Origin of the sequence: Streptomyces sp. NPDC049837 (assembly GCF_040674455.1) — a bacterium.
GTDB lineage: Bacteria > Actinomycetota > Actinomycetes > Streptomycetales > Streptomycetaceae > Streptomyces.
In genome coordinates this window covers 312190-334923 of record NZ_JBFAMP010000006.1, presented here as the reverse complement: position 1 = coordinate 334923, position 22734 = coordinate 312190, and the positions used below count along the sequence as shown (strand labels likewise).

23 protein-coding genes are annotated in these 22734 nt (G+C 72.6%); 7 read left to right on the top strand and 16 right to left on the bottom strand.

The features are described from left to right. Positions 1 to 290 precede the first annotated feature (290 nt). From AB0J57_RS19270 to AB0J57_RS19255, 4 genes are read left to right on the top strand one after another with little or no spacing between them, the layout of a single operon-like run. Positions 291 to 1817 carry a Y4yA family PLP-dependent enzyme gene (locus tag AB0J57_RS19270; RefSeq protein WP_366129406.1) on the top strand — a complete coding sequence of 509 codons (1527 nt, stop codon included), beginning with the start codon at positions 291 to 293 and terminating at the stop codon, positions 1815 to 1817. Next, entirely contained in the window at positions 1814 to 3133 is a 1320-nt protein-coding gene (locus AB0J57_RS19265; protein ID WP_366129405.1) for a pyridoxal-phosphate dependent enzyme, read from the top strand. Before AB0J57_RS19270 ends, AB0J57_RS19265 begins: the two co-directional genes overlap by 4 nt. A gap of 1 nt (position 3134) precedes the next feature. Then, complete coding sequence (locus AB0J57_RS19260) at positions 3135 to 4337, top strand: aminotransferase class V-fold PLP-dependent enzyme (protein ID WP_366129404.1); 1203 nt, start codon at positions 3135 to 3137, stop codon at positions 4335 to 4337. A 48-nt stretch (positions 4338 to 4385) separates the two neighbouring features. Then, positions 4386 to 5144: a class I SAM-dependent methyltransferase gene (locus tag AB0J57_RS19255; protein ID WP_366129403.1), complete on the top strand. Its 759-nt coding sequence runs from the start codon at positions 4386 to 4388 to the stop codon at positions 5142 to 5144. A gap of 1 nt (position 5145) precedes the next feature. On the opposite strand, the gene AB0J57_RS19250 is transcribed toward AB0J57_RS19255, so the two are convergent. After that, entirely contained in the window at positions 5146 to 6327 is a 1182-nt protein-coding gene (locus tag AB0J57_RS19250) for a pyroglutamyl peptidase (protein WP_366129597.1), read from the bottom strand. Between the two features lie 65 nt (positions 6328 to 6392). Continuing rightward, positions 6393 to 6962, bottom strand: coding sequence for a TetR/AcrR family transcriptional regulator (locus AB0J57_RS19245; protein WP_366129402.1), 570 nt, complete (start codon positions 6960 to 6962; stop codon positions 6393 to 6395). Between the two features lie 108 nt (positions 6963 to 7070). Here AB0J57_RS19245 and AB0J57_RS19240 point away from each other — a divergent pair, with 108 nt between their 5' ends. Beyond that, positions 7071 to 9554, top strand: a complete 2484-nt coding sequence (locus AB0J57_RS19240; protein WP_366129401.1) for a glycoside hydrolase family 3 C-terminal domain-containing protein — start codon at positions 7071 to 7073, stop codon at positions 9552 to 9554. On the opposite strand, the gene AB0J57_RS19235 is transcribed toward AB0J57_RS19240, so the two are convergent. Next, positions 9459 to 10457: an aldose epimerase family protein gene (locus AB0J57_RS19235; RefSeq protein WP_366129400.1), complete on the bottom strand. Its 999-nt coding sequence runs from the start codon at positions 10455 to 10457 to the stop codon at positions 9459 to 9461. The two genes, AB0J57_RS19240 and AB0J57_RS19235, sit on opposite strands and share 96 nt — an antisense overlap. After that, the gene (locus tag AB0J57_RS19230; RefSeq protein WP_366129398.1) at positions 10454 to 11359 is read right to left on the bottom strand and encodes a GDSL-type esterase/lipase family protein; all 906 of its coding nucleotides are present in this window, start codon (positions 11357 to 11359) and stop codon (positions 10454 to 10456) included. The genes AB0J57_RS19235 and AB0J57_RS19230 overlap by 4 nt, the downstream gene beginning before the upstream one ends. A gap of 249 nt (positions 11360 to 11608) precedes the next feature. Between AB0J57_RS19230 and AB0J57_RS19225 the strand changes: the two genes are divergently transcribed. Then, on the top strand, positions 11609 to 12103 hold the full coding sequence (locus AB0J57_RS19225; protein ID WP_366129397.1) for a DUF3145 domain-containing protein: 495 nt from the start codon (positions 11609 to 11611) through the stop codon (positions 12101 to 12103). Positions 12104 to 12205: 102 nt separating this feature from the next. Here the strand turns inward: AB0J57_RS19225 and fabF are convergent, their stop codons facing one another. The 5 genes from fabF to AB0J57_RS19200 all read right to left on the bottom strand — a co-directional run bounded on the left by fabF (position 12206) and on the right by AB0J57_RS19200 (position 17111). Continuing rightward, positions 12206 to 13468 (bottom strand): beta-ketoacyl-ACP synthase II, encoded by a 1263-nt coding sequence (gene fabF, locus AB0J57_RS19220; RefSeq protein WP_366129396.1) that lies wholly within the window; start codon positions 13466 to 13468, stop codon positions 12206 to 12208. Positions 13469 to 13535: 67 nt separating this feature from the next. Beyond that, complete coding sequence (locus AB0J57_RS19215) at positions 13536 to 13784, bottom strand: acyl carrier protein (RefSeq protein ID WP_084897295.1); 249 nt, start codon at positions 13782 to 13784, stop codon at positions 13536 to 13538. A gap of 93 nt (positions 13785 to 13877) precedes the next feature. Then, complete coding sequence (locus AB0J57_RS19210; protein WP_366129395.1) at positions 13878 to 14879, bottom strand: ketoacyl-ACP synthase III; 1002 nt, start codon at positions 14877 to 14879, stop codon at positions 13878 to 13880. A 16-nt stretch (positions 14880 to 14895) separates the two neighbouring features. Further along, positions 14896 to 15819: an ACP S-malonyltransferase gene (locus tag AB0J57_RS19205; protein ID WP_366129394.1), complete on the bottom strand. Its 924-nt coding sequence runs from the start codon at positions 15817 to 15819 to the stop codon at positions 14896 to 14898. Positions 15820 to 15908: 89 nt separating this feature from the next. Beyond that, a complete protein-coding gene (locus tag AB0J57_RS19200) occupies positions 15909 to 17111 on the bottom strand; it encodes a helix-turn-helix domain-containing protein (protein ID WP_366129393.1) in 1203 nt (400 codons plus the stop codon). 108 nt (positions 17112 to 17219) lie between these two features. Between AB0J57_RS19200 and AB0J57_RS19195 the strand changes: the two genes are divergently transcribed. After that, entirely contained in the window at positions 17220 to 17870 is a 651-nt protein-coding gene (locus AB0J57_RS19195; RefSeq protein ID WP_366129596.1) for a pirin family protein, read from the top strand. A gap of 18 nt (positions 17871 to 17888) precedes the next feature. On the opposite strand, the gene AB0J57_RS19190 is transcribed toward AB0J57_RS19195, so the two are convergent. The 7 genes from AB0J57_RS19190 to AB0J57_RS19160 form a co-directional block, all read right to left on the bottom strand. Continuing rightward, complete coding sequence (locus tag AB0J57_RS19190) at positions 17889 to 18260, bottom strand: hypothetical protein (RefSeq protein WP_366129392.1); 372 nt, start codon at positions 18258 to 18260, stop codon at positions 17889 to 17891. Positions 18261 to 18305: 45 nt separating this feature from the next. Further along, positions 18306 to 18614, bottom strand: coding sequence for an SCO5918 family protein (locus AB0J57_RS19185; protein WP_366129390.1), 309 nt, complete (start codon positions 18612 to 18614; stop codon positions 18306 to 18308). 26 nt (positions 18615 to 18640) lie between these two features. Then, complete coding sequence (locus AB0J57_RS19180) at positions 18641 to 18976, bottom strand: CBS domain-containing protein (RefSeq protein ID WP_366129595.1); 336 nt, start codon at positions 18974 to 18976, stop codon at positions 18641 to 18643. Between the two features lie 105 nt (positions 18977 to 19081). Then, positions 19082 to 20581: a DEAD/DEAH box helicase gene (locus AB0J57_RS19175; protein WP_366129389.1), complete on the bottom strand. Its 1500-nt coding sequence runs from the start codon at positions 20579 to 20581 to the stop codon at positions 19082 to 19084. 355 nt (positions 20582 to 20936) lie between these two features. Next, on the bottom strand, positions 20937 to 21140 hold the full coding sequence (locus tag AB0J57_RS19170; RefSeq protein WP_033176054.1) for a cold-shock protein: 204 nt from the start codon (positions 21138 to 21140) through the stop codon (positions 20937 to 20939). A 284-nt stretch (positions 21141 to 21424) separates the two neighbouring features. After that, on the bottom strand, positions 21425 to 21751 hold the full coding sequence (locus AB0J57_RS19165) for a MerR family transcriptional regulator (protein WP_366129388.1): 327 nt from the start codon (positions 21749 to 21751) through the stop codon (positions 21425 to 21427). A 126-nt stretch (positions 21752 to 21877) separates the two neighbouring features. Further along, positions 21878 to 22699 carry a serine hydrolase domain-containing protein gene (locus tag AB0J57_RS19160; protein ID WP_366129387.1) on the bottom strand — a complete coding sequence of 274 codons (822 nt, stop codon included), beginning with the start codon at positions 22697 to 22699 and terminating at the stop codon, positions 21878 to 21880. Between the last annotated feature and the right edge of the window lie 35 nt (positions 22700 to 22734).

Below are 22734 nucleotides of genomic sequence, written 5' to 3'. Positions count from 1 at the left end.
GGCCTCGCGGTCACCGGCCCGTCCTGGTCCGGCCCGGTCCGGCCCGGTGGTGCTCTCCTTCTCCCGCTCCCGGCCGCGCACACCGACGCTGCGTGCCCGGAAGGCCCCCGACCGCGCCATCGGCGCGACGCCGGTGGGGCTGGGGATCACGCCTGGGCGTGGCGTGACGGCCCGCAGCGGCTGAATCCGGCCGTCTCCTTCCGCACGGCCATCCCGTCGGGGAAAGTTGGGCATAAAGAGCGGGACGACGACGGTGCCGGTCGGCATGCCTCGCGGGAGGGCCAGCTCGGATGAACACAGCGGGGACGGGCACCGAGCCGTTGCATCTGCGAGCGCGCCTGGACCGGCGGCCCGCCGCCCTGCTGGAATCGGGCGGCCCGTTCCTCCGCGCGCTCGTCGACGCGCTTGGCTCGCCCCTCAACGTCGTGCTGCCGGACCAGATCGCCGAGAACGTGGAGCGCTTCCGCGCCGTCTTCCGCGGCCACCGGCTCACCGGCCGGATCTTCTTCGCGCACAAGGCGAACCGGTCCAGCGCGCTCGTCCGGCACCTCGTCACCACGGACGCCGCCCTCGACGCCGCGTCGCTCGGCGAGTTACGGCACGCCCTCGCCTCCGGCTGGACGGGTGACCGGATCATGACGACCGGCCCCAAGGACCCCGAGTTCCTGTGGCTGGCCGCCCGCACCGGGGCGATCGTCAACGCCGACGGGCCGGGCGAGGTGGAACGGGCCGCCCGTCTCGTACGGGCGTACGGCCTGCCCCGCCTCCGGGTCGTGCTGCGCCTGTCCGAGTTCGAGGCGACCGGCACCACCCTGCTGTCCCGCCGCAGCCGCTTCGGCTCCCCGGCGAAGTCCCTGAAGGACCTGCTCGGCATGGTCGACCGCCACCGGGACGCGCTGGAGCCGATCGGCGTCGGCTACCACCTCGACACCACGAGCCCGGACGAGAAGGCGGCGGCCCTCGAAGGGTGCCTGAGGGCCATGGAGGAGCTGTACGCGCACGGCTTCACCCCGCGCGCCGTCGACGTCGGAGGCGGCTTCGGCGTCAACTACCTCGCCCACGCCGAGGAGTGGGCCACGTACACCACCGAGCTGACCCACGCGGTCATGGGCCGGCGCCCGCCCATGACCTGGGGCGGCCACGGCTACGGGCTGCGCATGGAGAACGGCACCGTCAAGGGCTCCCTGGGCCTCTACCCGGCCCACCGCCCCCTCGCCGGCGCCGACTACCTGGACGACCTGCTGTCGCGCCCCGCCCCTTCCCTCGGCGGCCGGCCGCTCGGCACCCTGCTGCTGGAGAGCCTCCACGAGCTGTACGTCGAGCCCGGCCGGGCACTCGTGGACCAGTGCGGGCTCACCCTCGGCAAGGTCCTGGACGCACGGCCCACTGAGACCGGGGAGCACCTGGTGACGCTGGCGATGAACGCCGGCGACGTCAGCCTGGAGGACCACGGCGTCCTCATGGACCCGGTCCTCCTGCCCCGCGACGGCACCCCGGCGGAAGGCGAGCCCGCGGTCGTGTACCTCATGGGCAACCTCTGCCTGGAGGCCGACCTGATCACCCGCCGCGCCGTCCACCTGCCCAGGCTGCCGCGCCCCGGCGACCTCCTCGCCTTCCCCAACACCGCCGGCTACGTCATGGACTTCGGCGCCACCCACGCCCAGCGGCAGCCCCTCGCGCGCAAAGTCGCCGTCTTCCAGGAGGAGGGCTCCCAGGAGGAGGGCTCCCAGGAGGAGAGCTCCCGGGACGGCTCCTGGCACTGGTGCCTCGACGAGCGGTACTGGCCGATCACACGACCGGGGGGAGAGCGCACATGAGGTACGACAGCATCACCGACGCCATCGGCGGAACCCCGCTGGTGCGCATCGACCCGGACGTCCACGGGCTGCGCAACATCGACCTGTACGCCAAACTCGAAATGCTCAACCCCTTCGGTTCCCTGAAGGACCGCGCCGCCTGGAACATGGCCCGCCGGGGCCTGGCCGCCGCCAAGGAGCGCGGCGAGACGGTCGTCGAGCTGTCCAGCGGCAACACCGCCAAGGCCCTGGCCCTCATCGCCGGGCTGCACGGCCTGCCGTTCAAGAGCGTCACCAACAGGATGCGCATCCCCGAGATCAAGGACCTGCTCCTGCTGCTGGGCGCCGAGATCGAGGAGCTGCCCGGGCAGTCCGAGTGCCTCGACCCGACCAACACCGACGACCCGCTGACCCTCTTCCACCAGCGGCTGAACCGGCCCGGCAGCGCCCACTTCCACACCGACCAGTACTTCAACGCCCTCAACACCGAGGCCCACGCCTCCGGCACCGGCCCGGAGATCATCGCCGACCTGGACGGCCGGGCCCCCGACTGGTTCATCGCCTGCGTGGGCACCGCCGGCTCGTCCACCGGCGTGGCCCGCGCCCTGCGCGCCCACGACGCGGCGGTGAACGTCGTCGGCCTCGTCGGGGAGAAGACGGACTTCATCCCCGGCATCCGCAACGCCGACGAGGTGCAGGAGGTCGGGCTGTTCGACCCGGCCACGTACGACACGATCGAAACGGTGAGCGCCGACGAGGCCATCGACGGCATGGTGACCCTGCTGCGCCGCTGCGGACTGCTCGCCGGACCGACCGGCGGGGCCGCCTACTACGGTGCCGTACGCCATCTCCGGGCACTGGACGAAGAGCTGACGGACCGGCGGACGGCCGTGTTCATCGTCTGCGACCGGGTGGAGAGCTATCTGGGGTACGTACGGCAGCGGCGGCCCGAACTGCTGGGGCGGCCGCCGGTGAAGAACTCCGTGGCCACGCTGACCGACACGGAGGCCCGTACGGCCACCGTCATCGACGTCGCCGGGGCCCAGAAGTGGATCGCGGAGCAGCGGCCGCTGGTGATCGACCTGCGCGGGCCGTTCGCGTACGCCGCACTGCACATCGACGGCTCGGTGAACATCGTCGACGAGCTGTTCGACGAGCTGCTGCGCGGCGGCCTGCCCTTCGGCAAGCGGCAGCCGGTGCTCCTGGCCTGCCCGGTGGGCGAGAAGTCCGCCCGGTACGCCGCCCTGCTCACCCGCATGGGCCACCCCGACGTGCGCAGCCTGGCCGGCGGTATCGTCGCCTGGCGGGACGCGGGCGCGCCGCTGGTGCGTGACTGACATGTCCGCGTACCACACGGAGATCGAGGAACTGGGGTCCTGGCAGCGGGAGTTGCGCGCCCAGTTCCCGATCGTCACCGGCCATCCGGATCTGGCGTACCTGGACGCCGCGGCCACCGCGCAGAAGCCGCAGCCCGTCCTGGACGCCGTGCGGCGCTACCTCACCACCTCCAACGCCAACGCGGGGCGCGGCTCCTACCCGTGGGCCAACGCAACGACCGCGCTGGTGGAGGGTGCCCGCGACCGGGTCAAGCGGTTCCTGGGCGATCCGGACCCGGACGGGTCGGCCGTGCACTTCACCAGCGGTACCACGGAGGGGCTGCGCACGGTCGCGCGGGACTGGCTGCCCGGGCTGCTCACCGACGGGGACGAGATCGTCGTCCCGTTCCACGACCACCGGGCGAACCTGTCACCGTGGCTGGAGGCCCAGGAGCTGCTGGCCCGCCAGGGGGTCGGCATCCGGGTCCGGGAGCTGCCCTACCAGGCGGGCTCCGGCGACTACGACCCCGACGCGCTCGCCCGGATCGCCGGCCCGCGCACCCGGTTCGTGGCGGTCACGCACGTGCACCACGTGTACGGCGCCGACATGAACGTGCACCGTGTCCGCCGGGTCGTCGGGCCGGACGTCCCCATCTGCCTGGACGCCGCGCAGAGTGTCGGGCACCTGCCGGTGTCCGTGGCGGACCTGGACGTGGACTTCGTGGTGTTCTCCGGCCACAAGGCGCTGGCCCTGCCGGGTACGGGCGCGGTGTGGGCCCGGCGCCGGCGCGGCCCCGACTTCCGGCCGGGCGGCTGGCAGGGCACCCCGAACACGGTCGGCATCGCCTCCCTGGTGGCCGCGCTCGACTGGCTGGACGCGGCCGGGACCGACCGGATCGAACGCTGGACGGTCGCGCTGACGTCCCTGCTGACCGACGGGCTGAGCCGGATGGAAGGCACCTACGAAGTCCTGGGCTGCCGTACCAGCCTCGCCGCCGGCTCAAAGGTGCAGCGCCGGCGGAGCCTGGTGACCTTCCGGCACCGGGGCATCGACGCCCACGACCTGGGCTTCATCCTCTACAGCCACGGCTTCATGGTGCGGTCCGACGGCCACTGCCAGGCCGGGACAGGGGACAAGGACGGCTCCGTACGCGTCAGCCTCCATGTGCACAACACCCCCGAAGAGATGGAAAGGCTGCTCACCGCGCTCGCCAGTCTGCAATGATTTTCAATAGCAGCAGTGAGTCGTGAGGTGCGGAGGACACGAGCGGCCATGGGTGTGAACGCGGTGACGGCCGCGCGATGGGTGGAGCGCTGGGAGGACCAGCAGCAGCGGTACGCGGTCGACCGCGAGGAGAGCTTCACCGTCATCGCGGACGTGGTCGAGCACGTGACGCGCGGCCAGGCGGCGCCGCTCGTCCTGGACCTCGGGAGCGGTCCGGGGTCCCTGGCGGCGCGGCTGGCCGGCCGCCTCCCGGACGCCGAGGTGCTGGCCGTCGACGGCGACCCGCTCCTGCTGGAGCTGGGCAGCGCGTACTACGGCTCGGCGTCGCTGCGCCACGTCGAGGCGATGATCGGCGAGCCGGGCTGGCTCGACGCGCTGGCCCTGGACCGCCCGGTGGACGCGGCGGTGTCCACGACGGCCCTGCACTACCTGGACCGCCGCACCCTCACCCGGGTGTACCGGGAGCTGGCCGAACGGCTGCGTCCCGGCGGCGTCCTGGTCAACGGCGACCACATCAGCCCGGACTCGGCGAAGGTCTCCGAACTGGCCCAGGACATCGGGCGCCGCCACGCCGAACGGCACAAGACGCTCAGCCACGACGACTGGGAGTCCTGGTGGTCGGGCGCGGCGTCCGACCCGGAGCTGGCACGTTTCCTCGCACAGCGCGGGAGCCACCGGCACCCGCGCTGCGAGGGCAACGACCTCACCATCACCAGCCACGCCGACCTGCTGCGGGAGGCCGGGTTCGAGCACGTGGGCGTGGTGTGGCAGTACGGCCACAGCCACATCCTGGCCGCCGTGCGCTGAGCTACCTGCCCGCGGCCGCCACCGCGATGATGGCCCTGACCTGGGAGGTGATGTCCGCCCGGTTGCGCAGGAACTCCTGGTCCGTCACCGCGTCCGTGTTGCCCGCGCCGAACTGGAGCACCGGCGTGTGCACATGCCCGCCCGGCAGGCCCGGCAGGCCCAGCCGGTCGCGCAGCAGCGTGGCGCGGTAGGCGATCTCGTTGGACAGGTAGTCCCCGCCGCCGCCCGCGCGGGCCGCCGAGCCGGGCGTCGGGCCGTCGGGGCGGACCACCGGGGCCGTGCCGCCCGCCGGGACCTCGGTCACCGACGTGTTGTCGTACACCGGGAACCGGCCCGTGCCCGCCGCCACGATCTTCGCGTACGGCAGGGTCGTCGTCGTCCACTGCGGCTGCGTCGCAGGATCGGCGACCGGTACGAGGCCCTTCTCCGAGAGGTTCTCGTTGTCGCCGAACCCGCCGCGCCAGGCCCCGTTGAAGCGCTCGACGTCGAAGCGGCCGACCCGGCCCTGGCTCACCGTCGTGAAGGCGTCCACGCGCGGCAGGTGCGGCCGCAGCGTCCGCTCCACCTCGCCGTCCGCGAAGTCCGCCCAGCGCACCGGGAACACCGCCGTCTCCACCCGGGCGAGCCGGCCGTCCGCCGTGCGGATCAGCGTCCCGTCCAGCGCCAGGGCCGCCGCGCCCGACGGGTTGCTGATCCGGATGTCCCGGTCGAGCGTGAACGGGTCGAACCCGGTCATCAGCACCCGCTTGACGCCCTTGCCGACCGGGTAGCGGATGGCGTCCTGGCCGCGCGAGGACGTCTCCAGCCGGTCCAGCAGCCGGGCCCGCGCCTCCGGCGACAGGGCGAAGTCCGGCTCCCAGGCGCGCAGTTCGCGGGTCATGGCCAGCCGCGCCCAGTACAGCGGCCGGTCGTCGTCCCGGGCGAGGTCACCCCGCGCCGGGCCCCGCCCCTGCACCCGGTCCACCGCCCGCTGCCACAGCCGCGACCCGTGCCGCCGGACGGCCCGCTCGGCCGCCGCGTACGACCCGGCCCCCTCCAGCGCGGCGGCGAACTCGGGCGCCACCGTGTCGAATCCGCTGCGGCGGAGGAGCTCCTGCGGTACGGCCCGGTCGAGGCGGGCCTCCTCGACGGTGGGTGCCGCCTGGGCGGGGACCGTGGAAACCGTCAGTGCGGCGAGCACCAGAACGAGGGTCGTACGCAACCGTATCCGGGACACGAGCGGCAGTCCTTCCGTAGGGTCCCGGAACGCTACCGCGCCCCCAACAGCCGCAGAAAGTCCCGGAAGGCGGCCGGCATGTCCACCGCGTCCGGATCGAGCAGCCACTGGTACTGGAGCCCGTCCATCACGGCCGTCATCAGCGGCGCCGCCTGCTCGGGCGTCAGCCCGCCGGGCAGCCGGTCGCCGTACTCGGCCCGCAGGACGGCTCCCATCTCGGCCCGCACCTGGGCGTAGCGGCGGGTGAAGAACTCCCGCGCCGGGTGACCCTCCGTCACGCTCTCGCCGAGCAGCGCCGAGAAGGTCTGCACGATGCCCGGCCGCATCGCGTTGTACTCGACGAGCGAGTCCAGCAGGTCGAGCCGCCAGCCCTCACGCGCCCCGCTGCCGCCCGTGTCCCACTGGTCGCGCTCCTCCAGCACCGCGACGAGCAGCGCCTCCTTGGTGGGGAAGTAGTGCAGGAGCCCCTGCTGGGTCAGGCCGACCCGCTCGGCGACCGCCCCGAGCGACGCACCCCGGTAGCCGCGCTCGGCGATCACTTCGAGGGCGGCGCGCACGATCTCGGCGCGCCGCTCCTCACTCCTGGCCCTGGCCGCTGCCATCCTCACCCACTCCGATCGCTGAAAATCACGAAAACATAACGAACCCTACCGGTCTACAGGTAATGCCGTCACCATGGACACCCCGCACGCCGACACGGAGGTACGACAGTGACAGACCCGACCGGCACCCGGTACGAGCAGGTCGTCGAGGCGGCGCTCCGCAAGCTCGACCTGGACGCCAAGACCCGCCTGCTGGCCGGCCAGGACATGTGGTCGCTTCCCGCCCTCCCCGAGATCGGCCTGACCTCGCTGGTCATGTCCGACGGCCCGATCGGCGTACGCGGCGTCCGATGGACCGCCGACGACCCCTCCATCGCCCTGCCGTCCCCGACCGCGCTGGCCGCCACCTGGGACCCGGCCCTCGCCCGCCGCGCCGGCCGGCTGCTCGCCCAGGAGGCCCGCCGCAAGGGCGTCCACGTCCTCCTCGCCCCCACGGTCAACCTCCACCGCTCGCCGCTGGGCGGGCGCCACTTCGAGGCGTACAGCGAGGACCCGTACCTCACCGGTGAGATCGGCACCGGATACGTCCTGGGCGTCCAGGACGGCGGCGTCGGCACCACCGTCAAGCACTTCGTCGCCAACGACGCCGAGACCGACCGCTTCACCGTCAACAACGTCGTCGCCCCCCGCCCGCTGCGCGAGCTCTACCTCGCCCCCTTCGAGGCGATCGTCAAGAACGCCCGCCCCTGGGGCATCATGACCGCCTACAACCAGGTCAACGGCCGCACCATGACCGAACACCACCACCTGGTCAACGAGGTCCTGCGCGGCGAATGGGGCTTCGACGGCATCAACGTCTCCGACTGGATGGCCGCCCGCGACACCAAGGGGGCCATCGAAGGCGGCCTCGACCTCGCCATGCCCGGGCCGCGCACCGTCTACGGCGAGGCCCTCGCCGCCGCCGTCCGCGCGGGCGACGTCGACGAGGCGGTCGTCGACGGGGCCGTACGCAACGTGCTGCGCCTCGCCGCCCGCGTCGGAGCCCTCGACGGCACCGAACCGGCCGTCACCACCCTCCCGGACGCCATCGACGGCGACGCCCTCGCCCGTGAGATCGCCCGGCGCTCCTTCGTCCTCGTACGGAACGAGGGCGCTCTGCCGGTACGGCAGGGAAGCGTCGCCCTCCTCGGCGCCGCCGCCCGCGACGCCCGCGTCCTCGGCGGCGGCTCCGCCCAGGTCTTCCCCGACCACACCGTCTCCCCGCTCGACGGCCTCACCGCCGCCCTCCCCTCCGGCGCGCTGACGTACGCCATCGGCGCCGACCCCAGCGACGAACTCGTCCCCGCCGGACAGGGCTTCACGCTGCGCGCCGTCTGCCGCGACGCCCACGGCAACCTCCTCGGTGAAGGCTCCCTGCCCAGCGGCCAGGTCCAGTGGATCGGCGACGACCTGCCCGAGGGCGTCACCTACGACCAACTGCACAGCATCGAGGTCACCGGCACCTTCACGCCCCGCGAGAGCGGCGACCACGCCTTCGGCACGCGCGGCCTGGGCGCGTTCACCCTCACCGTCGCGGGCGAGACGCTCTACGACGGCGTCCAGGAGATGGGCGACGAGGCCGACCCCTTCGAGGCGTTCTTCGGCGCCCCGCTGGAGCGCGGCAAGGTCGCCCTCACCGAGGGCGTCCCCGTCGAGGTGTCCCTCCTCCACCCGCTCGGCCAGGAGCACGCGGCGCCCCTGCCGGGCGTGATGTTCTCCCTCGTCCACCTCGGGCCGCGGCGCGACCCCGACGAGCTGATCGCCGAGGCCGCCGAGGCCGCCCGCGCCGCCGACACCGCGATCGTCGTGGTCGCCACCACCGAGCGCGTCGAGTCCGAGGGCTTCGACCGCGCCGACCTGAGGCTGCCAGGCCGCCAGGACGACCTCGTCCGGGCCGTCGCCGCCGCCAACCCGAACACCGTCGTGGTCGTCAACGCGGGGTCGCCCGTCGAGATGCCCTGGCGCGACGACGTGGCGGCCGTGCTGCTGAGCTGGTTCCCCGGCCAGGAGGGCGGCGCCGCCCTCGCCGACGTCCTGCTCGGCGCCGAGGAGCCGGGCGGCCGCCTGCCCACCACCTGGCCGGCCGCGCTCGCCGACGCACCCGTCACCGAGGTCACCCCGACGGGCGGCGAACTCCACTACCGCGAGGGGCTCTTCACCGGCTATCGCGCCTGGGACCGGGCCGGCACCGTCCCCGCGTACCCCTTCGGTCACGGCCTCGGCTACACCACCTGGGAGTACGAGACCCTGGAGCTGTCCCCGGAGAGCGCCACCGTCCGCGTCCGCAACACCGGCACCCGCCCCGGCCGCGAGGTCGTCCAGCTCTACGTGGCACCCGTGGACGACCCGGTGGAGCGCCCGGCCCGCTGGCTGGCCGGCTTCGCGAGCGTGGAGGCCCGGCCCGGCGAGACCGCCGAGGCGGAGATCCGGCTCCCGAGGCGGGCGTTCGAGATCTGGGACGAGGAGATCGGTGCGTGGAGGCCGATCCCCGGTACGTACGAGATCCAGGCGGGCCGCTCACTCACCGACACCCGGCTGCGCGCGACACTGACCGTCGACGGCACGGACTGGCGGAACGGACTGGCGAATCCCGAACGCGTACACGGTCTGTGACGCGTACACCTCGCCCGGCCGCAGGACCGTACTCGGGAACTGCGGCCGGTTCGGGGAGTCGGGGAACGCCTGGGTCTCCAGGGCGATGCCGTCGAGGTGGTCCGGCGCGTACACCTGGAGCCCCGGCTCGGTCGTACGGACCGTCAGCAGCCGTCCCGTGACCGGCGAGTACAGCTCGGCCGCCGGGCCGTCGGTGCCGGCGTCCAGCACGAAGTTGTGGTCCAGGCCCGTGCCGACGGGGCGCGAGGTCCGGAAGTCGAGCCTGGTGCCGTCCACCTTCGCGATCTCACCCGTCGGGATCGCGGCCTCGTCCAGCGGCGTGAAGTGCCCGGCCGCGAGCCGCAGCTCGGGCGCGCCGCCCAGGTTCCAGTACGTGTGGTTCGTCAGGGCCACCACCGTCGGCGCGTCCGTCACCGCCTCGTACGCGATCCGCAGCGCGCCCGACGCGTCCAGCGTGTACGTGGCGGAGACCTCCAGTTGCCCGGGGAAGCCCTCCTCGCCGTCCGGGCTCACCCGGGACAGCCGCACCCCGCCGTCGACCGCCTCGGCGTCCCACACCCGCTTGTCGAACCCGCGCTCGCCGCCGTGCAGGCTGTTCGGGCCGCCGTTGCGGGCGAGGCGGTGGGTCCGCCCGTCCAGGGTGAACACCCCGCCCGCTATCCGGTTCGCGTACCGCCCCACCAGCGCCCCGAAGTACGGCCCCGGATCGGCCTCGTACCCGGCGGGCGAGGCGTACCCCAGCACCACGTTCGCGACCGCGCCGTCCCGGTCGGGCACCTCCACCGACTGCACGATGCCGCCGTACGTCAGCACGCGTACGCGTACCCCGGCCCGTTCCAGGACCCAGCGGTGGACGGCCGTCCCGTCCGCCAGCCGGCCGCACGGTTCACATGCAGTTCTCATGAGGTGATGATCCTGTACGCGATCTCCGCCAGCCGCCCCTGGCCGTTCGTGCTCGGATGGAACCAGTCCCACGGACTCAACTGCTCACCGGTGAACCGGTAGTCGAACACCGCCCCGCCGTCGTACCGGCACAGCCGGTCCTTCGCACACACGTCCCGGAGCACCCCGTTGTACGCCACCACCCGCTCGTACACCTGCTCGCGCCGCTCCTCGGCCGCCGCGCCCACGTCGTCGGCGTCACCCAGCATCGACGCGCAAACGCCCAGTTTCCACACCTGCTTGCCGAGCGCGCTGCCCTGCCCCGTCGACCAGAGCCGTTTCAGGTCCGGCACGCTCGACACGTACACCTGGCTCTTCGGCGACACCGAGCGCAGCTCGCGCATCGCCTCCTCGAACGAGGCACGGAAGGCGGACACCGGCGTCATCAGGTCGGCGCTGCCGCGGCAGGCGTCGTTCGCGCCGACCAGCACCGTCACCAGCCCCGGCTTCTTCGCGCCCGCCGCCGCCATCTGGCCCGGCAGCTCCGCCATCCGGGCCCCGGACCGGGCCAGGTTCCAGGTGCGGGCCGGCAGCGCCGACGCGCCCAGCAGCCGCCGCGCGAGGCTGTTCACCCGTGCGTCGCTGCCGGTCGCCCAGGACACCTCCGGGCAGTCGGCCAGCACCCCGCAGGCGTCGAACCCGCGTGTGATGGAGTCCCCGACGGCCGCGACCGACGCGGGGCTCGGGTCCCACGCGGGGGTGGGCCTGGGGGTGGGGGAGGGGCTCGCGGAGGGGCGCGACGCCACGCCCGGCCCGCCCCCCGGTGCCGCCTCGCACCCGGACAGCGCCGCGCCCGACACCAGGGCGGCGGCCGCCGTCCACACGGCGAGAGTTCGTATACGGCCTCGTCGGCCGGCAGCCATCCGGTAGCCCTTTCGTCGGCGTCCTGGCGAGTGAAAGCTTGGTGTCAACGTCCCCCGGGCAGACCGTACGTCATCCCAAGCGCCCCGGCGCACGGTAGCTTTTCCCCGTCGAACCGTCAGGCGCCTTCGCCAACCGGCTCCGGTAAATTACATCACGTCACATGCTGTCCCTTTTGCGGAGTTTCACTCCCGATGCTGTTTACTGAGGCCGCTGGGAAAGGCGAACCTCGTCCCACACTGGAGGTCCCGGTGACGACACGTGGAGTCCTGTACGTACACTCCGCACCGCGCGCGCTGTGCCCGCACGTCGAATGGGCGGTGGCGGGAGTGCTCGGTGCGCGGGTCCAGCTCGACTGGATCCGGCAGCCGGCCTCCCCGGGCACGTGGAGAGCGGAGTTCTCCTGGCAGGGCGAACCGGGCACCGCCTCCCAACTGGCCTCCGCGCTGCGCGGCTGGCAGATGCTCCGCTTCGAGGTCACCGCCGAGCCTTGCTCCACCGCCGAGGGCGAGCGCTACAGCGCCACGCCCGAGCTGGGCATCTTCCACGCGGTCACCGGCATCCACGGCGACATCCTGATCCCCGAGGACCGCCTCCGCGCCGCCCTCGCCCGCTCGGCCCAGGGCGAGACCCAGCTCGAAGCCGAGATCGCCCGCCTCCTCGGCAAGCCCTGGGACGACGAACTCGAACCCTTCCGCTACGCCGGCGAAGGCGCCCCGGTCCGCTGGCTGCACCAAGTCGTCTGACGCCCTCGACGGGGCCACGCCGGACACCAGGACATGGGTGTGGGGCCCGCCCCCCGAAGGGGCGGGCCCCACACCCATGTCCTACAGTCGCCGACCGCCAGGTCAGACCGTCCGGAAGGCCAGCACCACGTTGTGCCCGCCGAAGCCGAACGAGTTGTTGATCGCCGCGATCGTGCCCTCGGGCAGCGCGCGCGGCTCGTCGCGGACGATGTCGGCGTCGACCTCTTCGTCCAGGTCGTCGACGTTGATCGTCGGCGGGGCCGTGCGGTGGTGGAGGGCCAGGACCGTGGCGACGGTCTCGATGCCGCCCGCGCCGCCCAGCAGGTGGCCGGTCATGGACTTGGTGGCCGAGATCGCCACGTGGTCGAGCTCCTCGCCGAGCACCTTGCGCAGCGCCTTGACCTCGGCGACGTCACCCTGCGGGGTGGACGTGGCGTGGGCGTTGAGGTGCACGACCTCGGCCGGCTTCAGGTCGGTGGTGTCCAGCAGGTTCTGGAGGGCGGCGGCGATGCCGCGGCCCGTCGGCTCCGGCTGGGCGATGTGGTGGCTGTCGGCCGACAGGCCCTGGCCGAGCGCCTCGCAGTAGACCTTCGCGCCACGCGCGGCGGCGTGCTCGGCGGACTCCAGGATGACGACACCGGCGCCCTCGCCGAGGACGAAGCCGTCACGGCCCTTGTCGTACGGGCGCGAGGCCTTCTCCGGCTCGTCGTTGTTCTTGGACATCGCCATCATGTTCGCGAACGCGGCGACCGGCAGCGGGTGGATCGCCGCCTCGGTGCCGCCCGCGACGACCACGTCGGCGCGGCCGGTGCGGATCATCTCGATGGCGTAGCCGATCGCCTCGGCGCCCGACGCGCACGCCGAGACCGGGGTGTGGACGCCCGCCCGGGCGTTCACCTCCAGGCCGACGTTGGCGGAGGGGCTGTTGGGCATCAGCATCGGCACGGTGTGCGGGGAGACGCGGCGTACGCCCTTCTCCTTCAGCACGTCGTACTGGTCGAGCAGGGTCGTCACGCCGCCGATGCCGGAGGCGATGACGGTACCGAGCCGGTCGGGGTCGATCGCCGCGTCCTCGCCCGCCGGCGCGGTGAAGCCCGCGTCCGCCCACGCCTCACGGGCCGCGATCACGGCGAACTGCGCCGAGCGGTCCAGCCGCCTGGCCAGCGGGCGCGGCAGGATCTCGGCCGGGTCGACGGCCACGGGGGCCGCGATGCGGACGGGCATGTCGGCGTAGCGGTCGCCGTCGAGGGGCTTGACGCCGGAGCGTCCCGCCAGCAGACCTTCCCAGGTCGCGGCGGAGTCGCCACCCAGCGGTGTGGTTGCGCCGATACCGGTGACGACCACGGTGCGATTGGTCGAGTTCACAGGAATTCTTTCTCCACGTCTATGAGGTATGCGGGGAATGCGGCGCCACCGCCGGGTGGCGATCCGATCAGCCCTGGTGCTTCAGGATGTAGTCGGCAGCGTCGCCGACCGTCTTGAGGTTCTTGACGTCCTCGTCCGGGATCTTGACGTCGAAGCGCTCTTCGGCGGCGACGACGACCTCGACCATGGAGAGCGAGTCGACGTCCAGGTCGTCGGTGAAGGACTTGTCCAACTGGACGTCCTCGACCGGGATGCCGGCGATCTCGTTCACGATGTCGGCGAGACCGGCGACGATCTCTTCCTGAGTGGCGGCCATGTGGCGCTCCTTCGGTGTGTATCTCAGAGGTGTTTCTCAGAGGGTTTTTGAGGCTGGTCGTCCGGAAAGTTCTGGGAACGATCCGAACGGTGCCTAGGGGAGGGTAACGACCGTCGCGGCGTACACGAGACCCGCCCCGAAGCCGATGACGAGCGCGGTGTCACCGCTCTTCGCCTGACCGGTCGCCAGGAGCCGCTCCATCGCGAGCGGAATCGAGGCGGCCGAGGTGTTGCCGGTCGTCTCGACGTCACGGGCGACCGTGACGTGCTCCGGCAGCTTGAGAGTCTTCACCATCGAGTCGATGATCCGCATGTTGGCCTGGTGCGGAATGAAGACGTCCAGGTCGGCCGCCGTGATGCCGGCCGCGTCCAGGGCCTGCTGGGCGACCTTCGCCATCTCGAAGACGGCCCAGCGGAACACCGCCTGGCCCTCCTGCGTGATGGCGGGGAACTTCTCGACCGTGCCGTCGCGGTAGTCGGTCCAGGCGACGGTCTGCTTGATGGTCTCCGACTTGTCGCCCTCGGAGCCCCACACGGTCGGGCCGATCGCCGGCTCCTTGGCGGGGCCGACGACGACGGCGCCCGCGCCGTCACCGAAGAGGAAGGCCGTCGCGCGGTCCTCCAGGTCGGTCAGGTCGCTGAGCCGCTCGACGCCGATGACGAGCACGTGCTCCGCCGAGCCCTCGACGACCATGCCCTTGGCGAGCGTCAGGCCGTAGCCGAAGCCGGCGCAGCCCGCCGAGATGTCGAACGCGGCCGGCTTGTTAGCGCCGATCTTGTCCGCGATCTCGGTGGCGACGGCCGGCGTCTGCTTGAAGTGCGAGACGGTGGACACGATCACACCGCCGATCTGCTCGGGCGTGATCCCGGCGTCCGCGATGGCCTTGCCGGCCGCCTCGACCGACATCGCGGTCACGGTCTCCTCGGGGGAGGCCCAGTGGCGGGTGGCGATGCCGGAGCGCGAGCGGATCCACTCGTCGGACGAGTCGATCGTCTCCAGGATCACCTCGTTGGGCACGACACGGGTGGGCCGGTAACCGCCCACACCCATGATCCGCGCGTACGGGGCGCCCTGGCTGGGCTTGATCTTCGCCATGCTCTATGGCTCCTTGTCAGGCGGCGGGCGCCGCGTGCTCGGCGATGAGCGCGCGGGCCGCGTCGAGGTCGTCCGGCGTCTTCAGCGCGAGCGTCTTGACACCCTTCAGAGCGCGCTTGGCGATGCCGGTGAGCGTGCCGCCGGGGCACACCTCGACCAGGGCGGTGGCGCCGAGCCGCTGGAACGTTTCCATGCACAGGTCCCAGCGGACGGGGTTGGCGACCTGCCCCACCAGGCGGGCGACGACGTCGGCGCCCGTGGCGACGGTCGCGCCGTCCTTGTTCGAGACGTACGTCACGGTGGGGTCGGCGACCGTCAGGCCGTCGGCGGCCTTCTGGAGCGTGGCGACCGCGGGCGCCATGTGGTGCGTGTGGAACGCGCCGGCGACCTTGAGCGGCACCACGCGGCGTACGCCCTCGGGCTTGTCCTCCGCCAGCGCGGCCAACTGCTCCATGGTGCCGGCGGCGACGATCTGGCCGGCGCCGTTCACGTTCGCCGGGGTCAGGCCCAGTTGCTCCAGGTGCGGGACGGTGACGTCCGGCTCACCGCCGAGCAGCGCCGACATGCCGGTCTCGGTGACGGCGGCGGCCTCGGCCATCGCCAGTCCGCGCGTCCGTACGAAGCCGAGCGCGGCCGTGTCGTCGAGGACACCGGCGAACGCGGCCGCCGTGATCTCGCCGACGCTGTGGCCGGCGACGGCACCCGGGGTCACATCGCCGAGCGCCGACGCGGACAGCAGGCCGGCCGCGACCAGCAGCGGCTGGGCCACCGCCGTGTCGCGGATCGCGTCCTCGTCGGCCTTGGTGCCGTAGTGGACGAGGTCGAGCCCGATGGCGTCGGACCACGCGGCGACGCGGTCGGAGGCGCCGGGGAGGTCGAGCCAGGGAGTCAGGAAGCCGGGCGTCTGAGCGCCTTGGCCGGGAGCGACGAGTACGAGCACCCTCACACTCTCTCTTGTGGACGGCTCCCACCGCCCGTGGGGACAGGGACGAAGAACCGTCAGGGGAATTGTTGACGTTCGACAAAAGTCTAGGACTGGGGATCTCCGTCGGCCAGACGCCCCAGGATCAGCGCGATCCGCAGCGTGAACGCGGAACGGACATCGGAGGGTGACCATCCGGTGACGTCGGTCACACGTCGGAGCCGGTAGCGCACGGTGTTGGGATGCACAAAGAGCATCCGGGCGGCGCCCTCCAGACTGCTCGCCTGCTCCAGGTAGACGCTCAGCGTCTCCAGCAGCGCCGAGCCCGCCTCCTCCAGCGGTCTGTAGATCTCCTCCACCAACTGCTCGCGCGCCGACGGGTCACCGGCGATCGCGCGCTCCGGCAGGAGATCGTCCGCCAGCACCGGGCGCGGCGCGTCCTGCCAGGCCGAGCACGCCTTCAGGCCCGCCGCCGCGGCCTGCGCGGACCGGGTCGCCGCCAGCAGGTCCGGCACGATCGGCCCCGCGACGACCGGCCCGGCGGCGTACGGGCCGATCAGCGCCTTGGCGACGTGCAGCGGGTTGTCGCTGCCGCCCGCGATGACGACCAGCCGGTCGCCCAGCACCCCGGTGAGGACCTGGAGCTTGGCGTGCCGGGCCGCTCGCCGGATCGCCTCCACCGTCAGCTCGCTGTCGCCGTCCGGGGCCGTGCCCAGGATCACGCACACGTGCTCCGGCGAGTTCCAGCCGAGTGCCGCCGCCCGCGAGACGGCGCCCTCGTCGGCCTCGCCGGACAGCACCGCGTTCACCACCAGCGACTCCAGCCGGGCATCCCACGCACCGCGCGCCTCGGCGGCCTGCGCGTACACCTGGGCCGTCGCGAAGGCGATCTCCCGCGCGTACACCAGCAGCGCCTCGCGCAGCACCGACTCGTCGCCGGGGGCGGCGACCTCCTCGATCGCCGACTCCATGACCTCGATCGTCGTACGGACCATCTCCACGGTCTGGCGCAGCGTGATCGCCCGGGTCAGCTCGCGCGGAGCCGTCCCGAAGACGTCGGTGGAGATCGCCTGCGGGGTCTCCGGATGCCGGAACCACTCGGTGAACGCGGCGATACCGGCCTGGGCGACCAGGCCGATCCACGACCGGTTCTCCGGCGGCATCGCCCGGTACCAGGGCAGCGTCTCGTCCATGCGGGCAATGGCGCTCGCCGCGAGGCGTCCGGAGGACTGCTCCAGGCGCTTCAGGGTGGCGGCATGGGGGTGGGTGTCGTTCGCTGCGGGTTCAGGCACGGGACAAGACTGCCTCATCAGGGCGGCGGAGTGCGGCGGCGGGTCTACGGTGGTCCCGTGAGTTCCTGGCATCCAGACGGCGCGGCGCCCGCCGCGCGGCCCGCGACCGGCCCACCGGCGTGGTCCGTGCGACGGGCCGCCGAGCGCTACCGCGGCGGTGAGGCGACGGCGGGCATAGAGACGCTGCACGCCTTCTCCTTCGGCCGCTTCTACGACCCCGACAACCTCCGGTTCGGCACGATCCTGGCCTGCAACGAGGAGCGGCTCGCACCGGGCTCCGGGTTCGACGAGCACCCGCACAGCCACACCGAGATCGTCACCTGGGTCGTCGAGGGCGAGCTCACCCACCGCGACTCGGCCGGGCACACCTCGCGCATCGGCCCGGGTGACGTACAACACCTCAGCGCCGCCGCCGGCGTCCGGCACGAGGAACGCAACGACGGCGACGCCCCGCTGGTCTTCGTCCAGATGTGGCTGGCCCCCAAGGAGCCCGGCGGCGACCCCTCCTACGAGGTCGTCCGGGGCATCGCGGACGCGACACCGTACGCCCTGCCGGCCGCGGGCGCGATGCTCCACGTCCGCCGCCCGGCGGGCGCCGGCGAACGGATCGCCGTCCCGGACGCCGCCTTCGTGTACGTCCACGTCGTCCGCGGGGCGGTCCGGCTCGCCGGCGACGACCTGGGCCCCGGGGACGCGGCCCGGATCACCGGCGCGGAGGGCCTGGAACTGATCGCACTCGGGCCGGCCGAGGTGCTGTTGTGGGAGATGAGCGGCTGATACGGCGGCGCCGACCGCTCACTGGTCGGAGTAGCTGAAGTCCCCCACCGTCCAGGCGCTCACGTCCTTGATGGCGATCCGGTACATCCCGCCCGTCTCGGGGATGCCCACCGGACCCTGGAGGATTCTGGCGACGTGGAAGTGCAGATGCGTGGGCGCCCCGGCCGGCCGGGACCCGGTGCCCCCGGGCGGCGCGAAGGTACCGGCGAACGGACCGAGCCGGTCCGAGTCCCTCAGGACCTCGGCCACCCGCTGCCGCCATACGGACTCGGGCGCCAGCCGGCCCGTGATGACGGCTCCGTGGACCACGACGGTGAGGGACATCTGAGTGGTGTGCTCCGACTCCACCGTGGCGGCGATGTCGACGAGCAATTCGTCAGGATGCGACATGGGTGTTGATTCTAGAATCCGGCTCGCCCTTCCGGGCCCCCGAGGTCATCCGTGGGCCGCCGTGCCGCCCAGCAGCGCTGTCGCTGTCTGGAGCGGGGTGAGGACGGTCACGGGCGTGACCGCGGGGTCGTGGCAGGTGAAGCCGAGCCGGGTCAGCGCCCTGGTCACCTCGCCGGAGGTGAAGTCCCGGCGGTCCTGCCTGGTGATGACCTCCCCGACCTGCTTGACGGGGTAGGTGCGGCGTCCGATGGTCACGGACGGCCCGGCGACGGGTTCGGGTTTGACCCCCTTCATCGCCTGCTGCACGTCGCTCTTGAACAGGTCGAAGGGGAAGTGGGCGATGACGCAGCGCATGGGGCCTCGGCAGGGGAGAGGGGCGGTCAGGGGGTGAGGGCCAGGATGCCCAGGGTGTAGCCGTGCTCGTCGACCACGGGGGACACGTCCAGCGCCCGGATCCGCATGGCGGCCTCCGCGTCGCCGAGGTGCGCCGCCGAGCTGGTGAACGGCCCCCGGTCGAGGGGGATGTCGCGCAGCCGGGTGCGGTCGCTGTACCAGGAGCCGCCCCGGTGGGCGGCCAGTTCCGCCCGGGTGACCAGGCCCGAGCAGCGGCCCGCCTCGTCATGGAGGAGCAGGTGGTCGACGCGGGCGCTGATGAGTACGGACAGGGCCACGTCGACCATCATGTGGTCGTCGACCTGGGGCCCGGGCGCGGCCATGGCGTCACAGGCGGTCAGGCCCGTGCCGCTCGCTTCTCGGACCAGGGTCTGAAACGGTGTCAAAGGCTTCTCCTCTTCGGTCGGGCACGGCGAGCGGGGCGGTGGCTAGGCGGCCGTGCCGGAGGAGGCCTGGCGGCCCCAGCGGGAGGGGCGGCGGCGTCGGCCGCGGGCGGCGGAGCCGGGGCTCTTGGGCCGCTCGGAGGCCGGAGCCGTGATGGTGACGGGGACGCCCGAGGGCGCCTGGGCGCCGGTGATGCGGCTCAGTTCGGCCTCGCCGGAGCGGACCCGGGTCACCCGGGCGGTGATTCCGGCGTCGGCCATCAGGCGCTCCATGCCGCGCCGTTGGCCGGGCAGCACCAGGGTCACGACCGTGCCGGACTCGCCGGCGCGGGCGGTGCGGCCGCCCCGGTGCAGGTAATCCTTGTGGTCGGTGGGCGGGTCGACGTTGACGACGAGGTCGAGGTCGTCGACGTGGATGCCGCGCGCGGCGACGTTGGTGGCCACCAGGACCGTCACGTGACCGCTCTTGAACCGGTCGAGGGTGCGGGTGCGCTGCGGCTGGGTCTTGCCGCCGTGCAGCGCGGAGGCGCGCACCCCGACGGCCAGGAGGTCCTTGGTCAGCCGGTCCACCGCGTGCTTGGTGTCCAGGAACATGATCACCCGCCCGTCCCGGGCGGCGATCTCCGTGGTGGTGGCGTGCTTGTCGGCGCCGTGCACGTGCAGCACGTGGTGCTCCATCGTGGTGACCGCTCCCGCGGAGGGGTCGACGGAGTGGACGACCGGGTCGGTCAGGTACCGGCGGACCAGGAGGTCGACGTTCCGGTCCAGGGTGGCCGAGAAGAGCAGGCGCTGCCCGTCGGGCCGCACCTGGTCGAGCAGGTGGGTCACCTGGGGCATGAAGCCCATGTCCGTCATCTGGTCGGCCTCGTCCAGGACGGTGACGGCCACTTGGTCCAGTCGGCAGTCGCCCCGGTCGACGAGGTCCTTGAGGCGGCCGGGTGTCGCGACGACGACCTCGCTCCCGCCGCGCAGCGCGCCCGCCTGGCGGCCGATCGGCATACCGCCGACGACCGTGGTGAGCCGCAGGTGCAGCGACCGGGCGTAGGGGGTCAGCGCGTCGGTGACCTGCTGGGCCAGTTCCCGAGTGGGTACGAGGACGAGGGCCAGCGGCTGCCGGGGCTCGGCCCGCTGCCCGGCGGTACGGGCCAGCAGGGCGAGGCCGAAGGCGAGCGTTTTGCCCGAGCCCGTGCGCCCCCGGCCCAGCACGTCCCGGCCGGCCAGCGAGTTCGGCAGGGTCGCCGCCTGGATGGGGAACGGCACGGTCATGCCTTCGGAGCGGAGCGCGGCCAGCAGGCGGTGGGGCAGGTCGAGCTCGGTGAACGTCTCGACGGGCGGCAGCGACGCGGTGCTGCTGACGGGCAGGGCGAACTCCCCGCGGAGCGCCGCGGGACGGCGTCGCGGGCCGCCGCCGGGTCGCCCGGCGGCCGAGGGGCGGGGCGCGGCGGTCTGGCGAGCCTGCGGGCGGCCATGGTTTCCGCGGCCGGAGCCGGAGCCGGCGGTACGGGAGCGGGAGGAGCCGTCGTTCGTGCGAGCAGTGCGGTTCATGCGGAACCTTCCTCGATGCGGCACGTGTCGAGGAATTCCTCCCGGCGGCACGGGGCCGCACGAGCACGAGGATTTCGCAAGAACGAACCGAAGAAAAAAGACGAACCGATGCCGGCCGTAAGGCGTGACCGGTTCGTCGAAAGGCGCCGGAGTACGAGCCGAAGAGAGCGGCGATCGTCATTCGGGCGCGAGGGCCGTGACGGGATTCCCCGTCCGGTGGACGTGCGGTGACCCGGCGGGCGGAGCCGCCGGCCCACGGGACCCGTCGCGTGGGACGGGCCGGGCAGCAGAAACGAGCCGGGGCCCGCACGCATGGTGCGGGCCCCGGCCGCGTCGTAACGCGTAGGCGTCAGCGTCAGGCGGGAACGATGTTCTCGGCCTGCGGGCCCTTCTGGCCCTGCGTGACGTCGAAGTTCACCTTCTGGCCTTCCTGAAGCTCGCGGAAGCCGGAGGCGGCGATGTTCGAGTAGTGGGCGAACACGTCAGCGCCGCCGCCGTCCTGCTCGATGAAGCCGAAGCCCTTTTCCGCGTTGAACCACTTCACGGTGCCAGATGCCATATTGAATCTCCCTTTGGGGCAGTGCCCGGAGTGCACACCTTGCGCACCCGGAGTCGCTGGGATGATTTCCCCTCCGGAAAACACCGGAAATGAACTGTTGAAAGTCTCTGGGAACCACAACTGCAACTGACGCAACCGTAGCACGGGGCGAGCGGAAAGGTGCGGTACGTTTTTCCGTCCGGGTCGGCGGGGTCGAAAATCTCACCGCGCATTTCCTGAATTTCTGCAACGGCGACGAGAGATATTCGTTGTCCGCCGCTCGGGTCGGCTGAGGGCGGCTCCGGTCAGGAGCCCTCGGCGCGGCGGCGCATCTCCTCGTTGAGGCGCAGGGCCTCCTCGAGCTGGTCCTCCAGGATGATGATGCGGCAGGCGGCCTCGACCGGAGTGCCCTGGTCGACGAGCTCGCGGGCCCGGGCGGCGAGGCGGAGCTGGTAGCGGGAGTAGCGGCGGTGGCCGCCCTCGGACCGCAGCGGGGTGATGAGCCGGGCCTCCCCGAGAGCCCGGAGGAAAGCGGGCGTCGTGCCCAGCATGGCGGCCGCCCGCCCCATCGTGTAGGCGGGGTAGTCGTCGTCATCGAGGCGGTCGACGGCGGTGGGCTTCTCAGGGGGCATGGCACCTTCGTTTCGGAGACGCGTCGAGGGGCCCATGCGTACGGCAGAACCCTACGCCCGGCACCGAAGCGAATCTATCGTCGCCGGAGAAGCTTCTGCGGTCGCGGGGCCGCTCCCGCCCGTACCTCAGCGCGTCGCGCGCAGCTCCGCCAGCACCGCGTCCGTGAAGGGCGGCCACGCCTCGATCGCCCACGGCCCGAAGGCCCGGTCGGTCAGGGCGACGCACGCCGCCCCCGCGTCCGGGTCGACCCACAGGAACGTGCCCGACTGGCCGAAGTGGCCGAAGGTGCGCGGGGAGGACGAAGACCCCGTCCAGTGCGGGGACTTGGCGTCGCGGATCTCGAACCCGAGGCCCCAGTCGTTCGGCTTCTGGTGCCCGTACCCCGGCAGGATGCCGGTCAGCCCGGGGTGGACGACCGACATGGCCTCCAGCACGGTGCGGGGGTCCAGCAGGCGCGGCGCCTGCACCTCGGCGGCGAAGCGCGCCAGGTCGTCGACCGTCGAGACGCCGTCCTTCGCGGGCGAGCCGTCCAGCGTCGTGGCCGTCATGCCCAGCGGCTCCAGCACCGCCTGGCGCAGGTACTCGGCGAACGGGATGTCGGTGGCCTTCGCGATGTGGTCGCCCAGCACCTCGAACCCCGCGTTGGAGTAGATCCGCCGGGTACCCGGCGCGGCCATGACCCGGTGCTCGTCGAACGCCAGCCCCGAGGTGTGGGCCAGCAGGTGCCGCACCGTGGAGCCTTCCGGGCCGGCCGGCTCGTCGAGCTCGACCGCGCCCTCCTCGTACGCCACGAGCACGGCGTACGCGGCGAGCGGCTTGGTCACCGAGGCCAGCGGGAACGGCCGGTCCGTGGGACCGTGCGCCCCGGCGACGGTCCCGTCCGCCCGTACGACGGCCGCCGCCGCGGTCTCCACCGGCCAGTTCTCGATCAACGCCACGCTTCGCATGCGTACGAGCGTATCTCCCCGGTCCGGGCTTGCTT

Coding starts and splice junctions, on each gene's coding strand:
- AB0J57_RS19210 (WP_366129395.1), bottom strand. CDS start 14,879: ATGGCGAAGATCAAGCCCAGCCAGGGCGCCCCGTACGCGCGGATCATG.
- AB0J57_RS19265 (WP_366129405.1), top strand. CDS start 1,814: ATGAGGTACGACAGCATCACCGACGCCATCGGCGGAACCCCGCTGGTG.
- AB0J57_RS19175 (WP_366129389.1), bottom strand. CDS start 20,581: ATGAACCGCACTGCTCGCACGAACGACGGCTCCTCCCGCTCCCGTACC.
- AB0J57_RS19245 (WP_366129402.1), bottom strand. CDS start 6,962: ATGGCAGCGGCCAGGGCCAGGAGTGAGGAGCGGCGCGCCGAGATCGTG.
- AB0J57_RS19190 (WP_366129392.1), bottom strand. CDS start 18,260: ATGTCGCATCCTGACGAATTGCTCGTCGACATCGCCGCCACGGTGGAG.
- AB0J57_RS19270 (WP_366129406.1), top strand. CDS start 291: ATGAACACAGCGGGGACGGGCACCGAGCCGTTGCATCTGCGAGCGCGC.
- AB0J57_RS19185 (WP_366129390.1), bottom strand. CDS start 18,614: ATGCGCTGCGTCATCGCCCACTTCCCCTTCGACCTGTTCAAGAGCGAC.
- AB0J57_RS19165 (WP_366129388.1), bottom strand. CDS start 21,751: ATGCCCCCTGAGAAGCCCACCGCCGTCGACCGCCTCGATGACGACGAC.
- AB0J57_RS19180 (WP_366129595.1), bottom strand. CDS start 18,976: ATGGCCGCGCCCGGGCCCCAGGTCGACGACCACATGATGGTCGACGTG.
- AB0J57_RS19200 (WP_366129393.1), bottom strand. CDS start 17,111: ATGAGGCAGTCTTGTCCCGTGCCTGAACCCGCAGCGAACGACACCCAC.
- AB0J57_RS19235 (WP_366129400.1), bottom strand. CDS start 10,457: ATGAGAACTGCATGTGAACCGTGCGGCCGGCTGGCGGACGGGACGGCC.
- AB0J57_RS19170 (WP_033176054.1), bottom strand. CDS start 21,140: ATGGCATCTGGCACCGTGAAGTGGTTCAACGCGGAAAAGGGCTTCGGC.
- AB0J57_RS19160 (WP_366129387.1), bottom strand. CDS start 22,699: ATGCGAAGCGTGGCGTTGATCGAGAACTGGCCGGTGGAGACCGCGGCG.
- AB0J57_RS19255 (WP_366129403.1), top strand. CDS start 4,386: ATGGGTGTGAACGCGGTGACGGCCGCGCGATGGGTGGAGCGCTGGGAG.
- AB0J57_RS19230 (WP_366129398.1), bottom strand. CDS start 11,359: ATGGCTGCCGGCCGACGAGGCCGTATACGAACTCTCGCCGTGTGGACG.
- AB0J57_RS19260 (WP_366129404.1), top strand. CDS start 3,135: ATGTCCGCGTACCACACGGAGATCGAGGAACTGGGGTCCTGGCAGCGG.
- AB0J57_RS19215 (WP_084897295.1), bottom strand. CDS start 13,784: ATGGCCGCCACTCAGGAAGAGATCGTCGCCGGTCTCGCCGACATCGTG.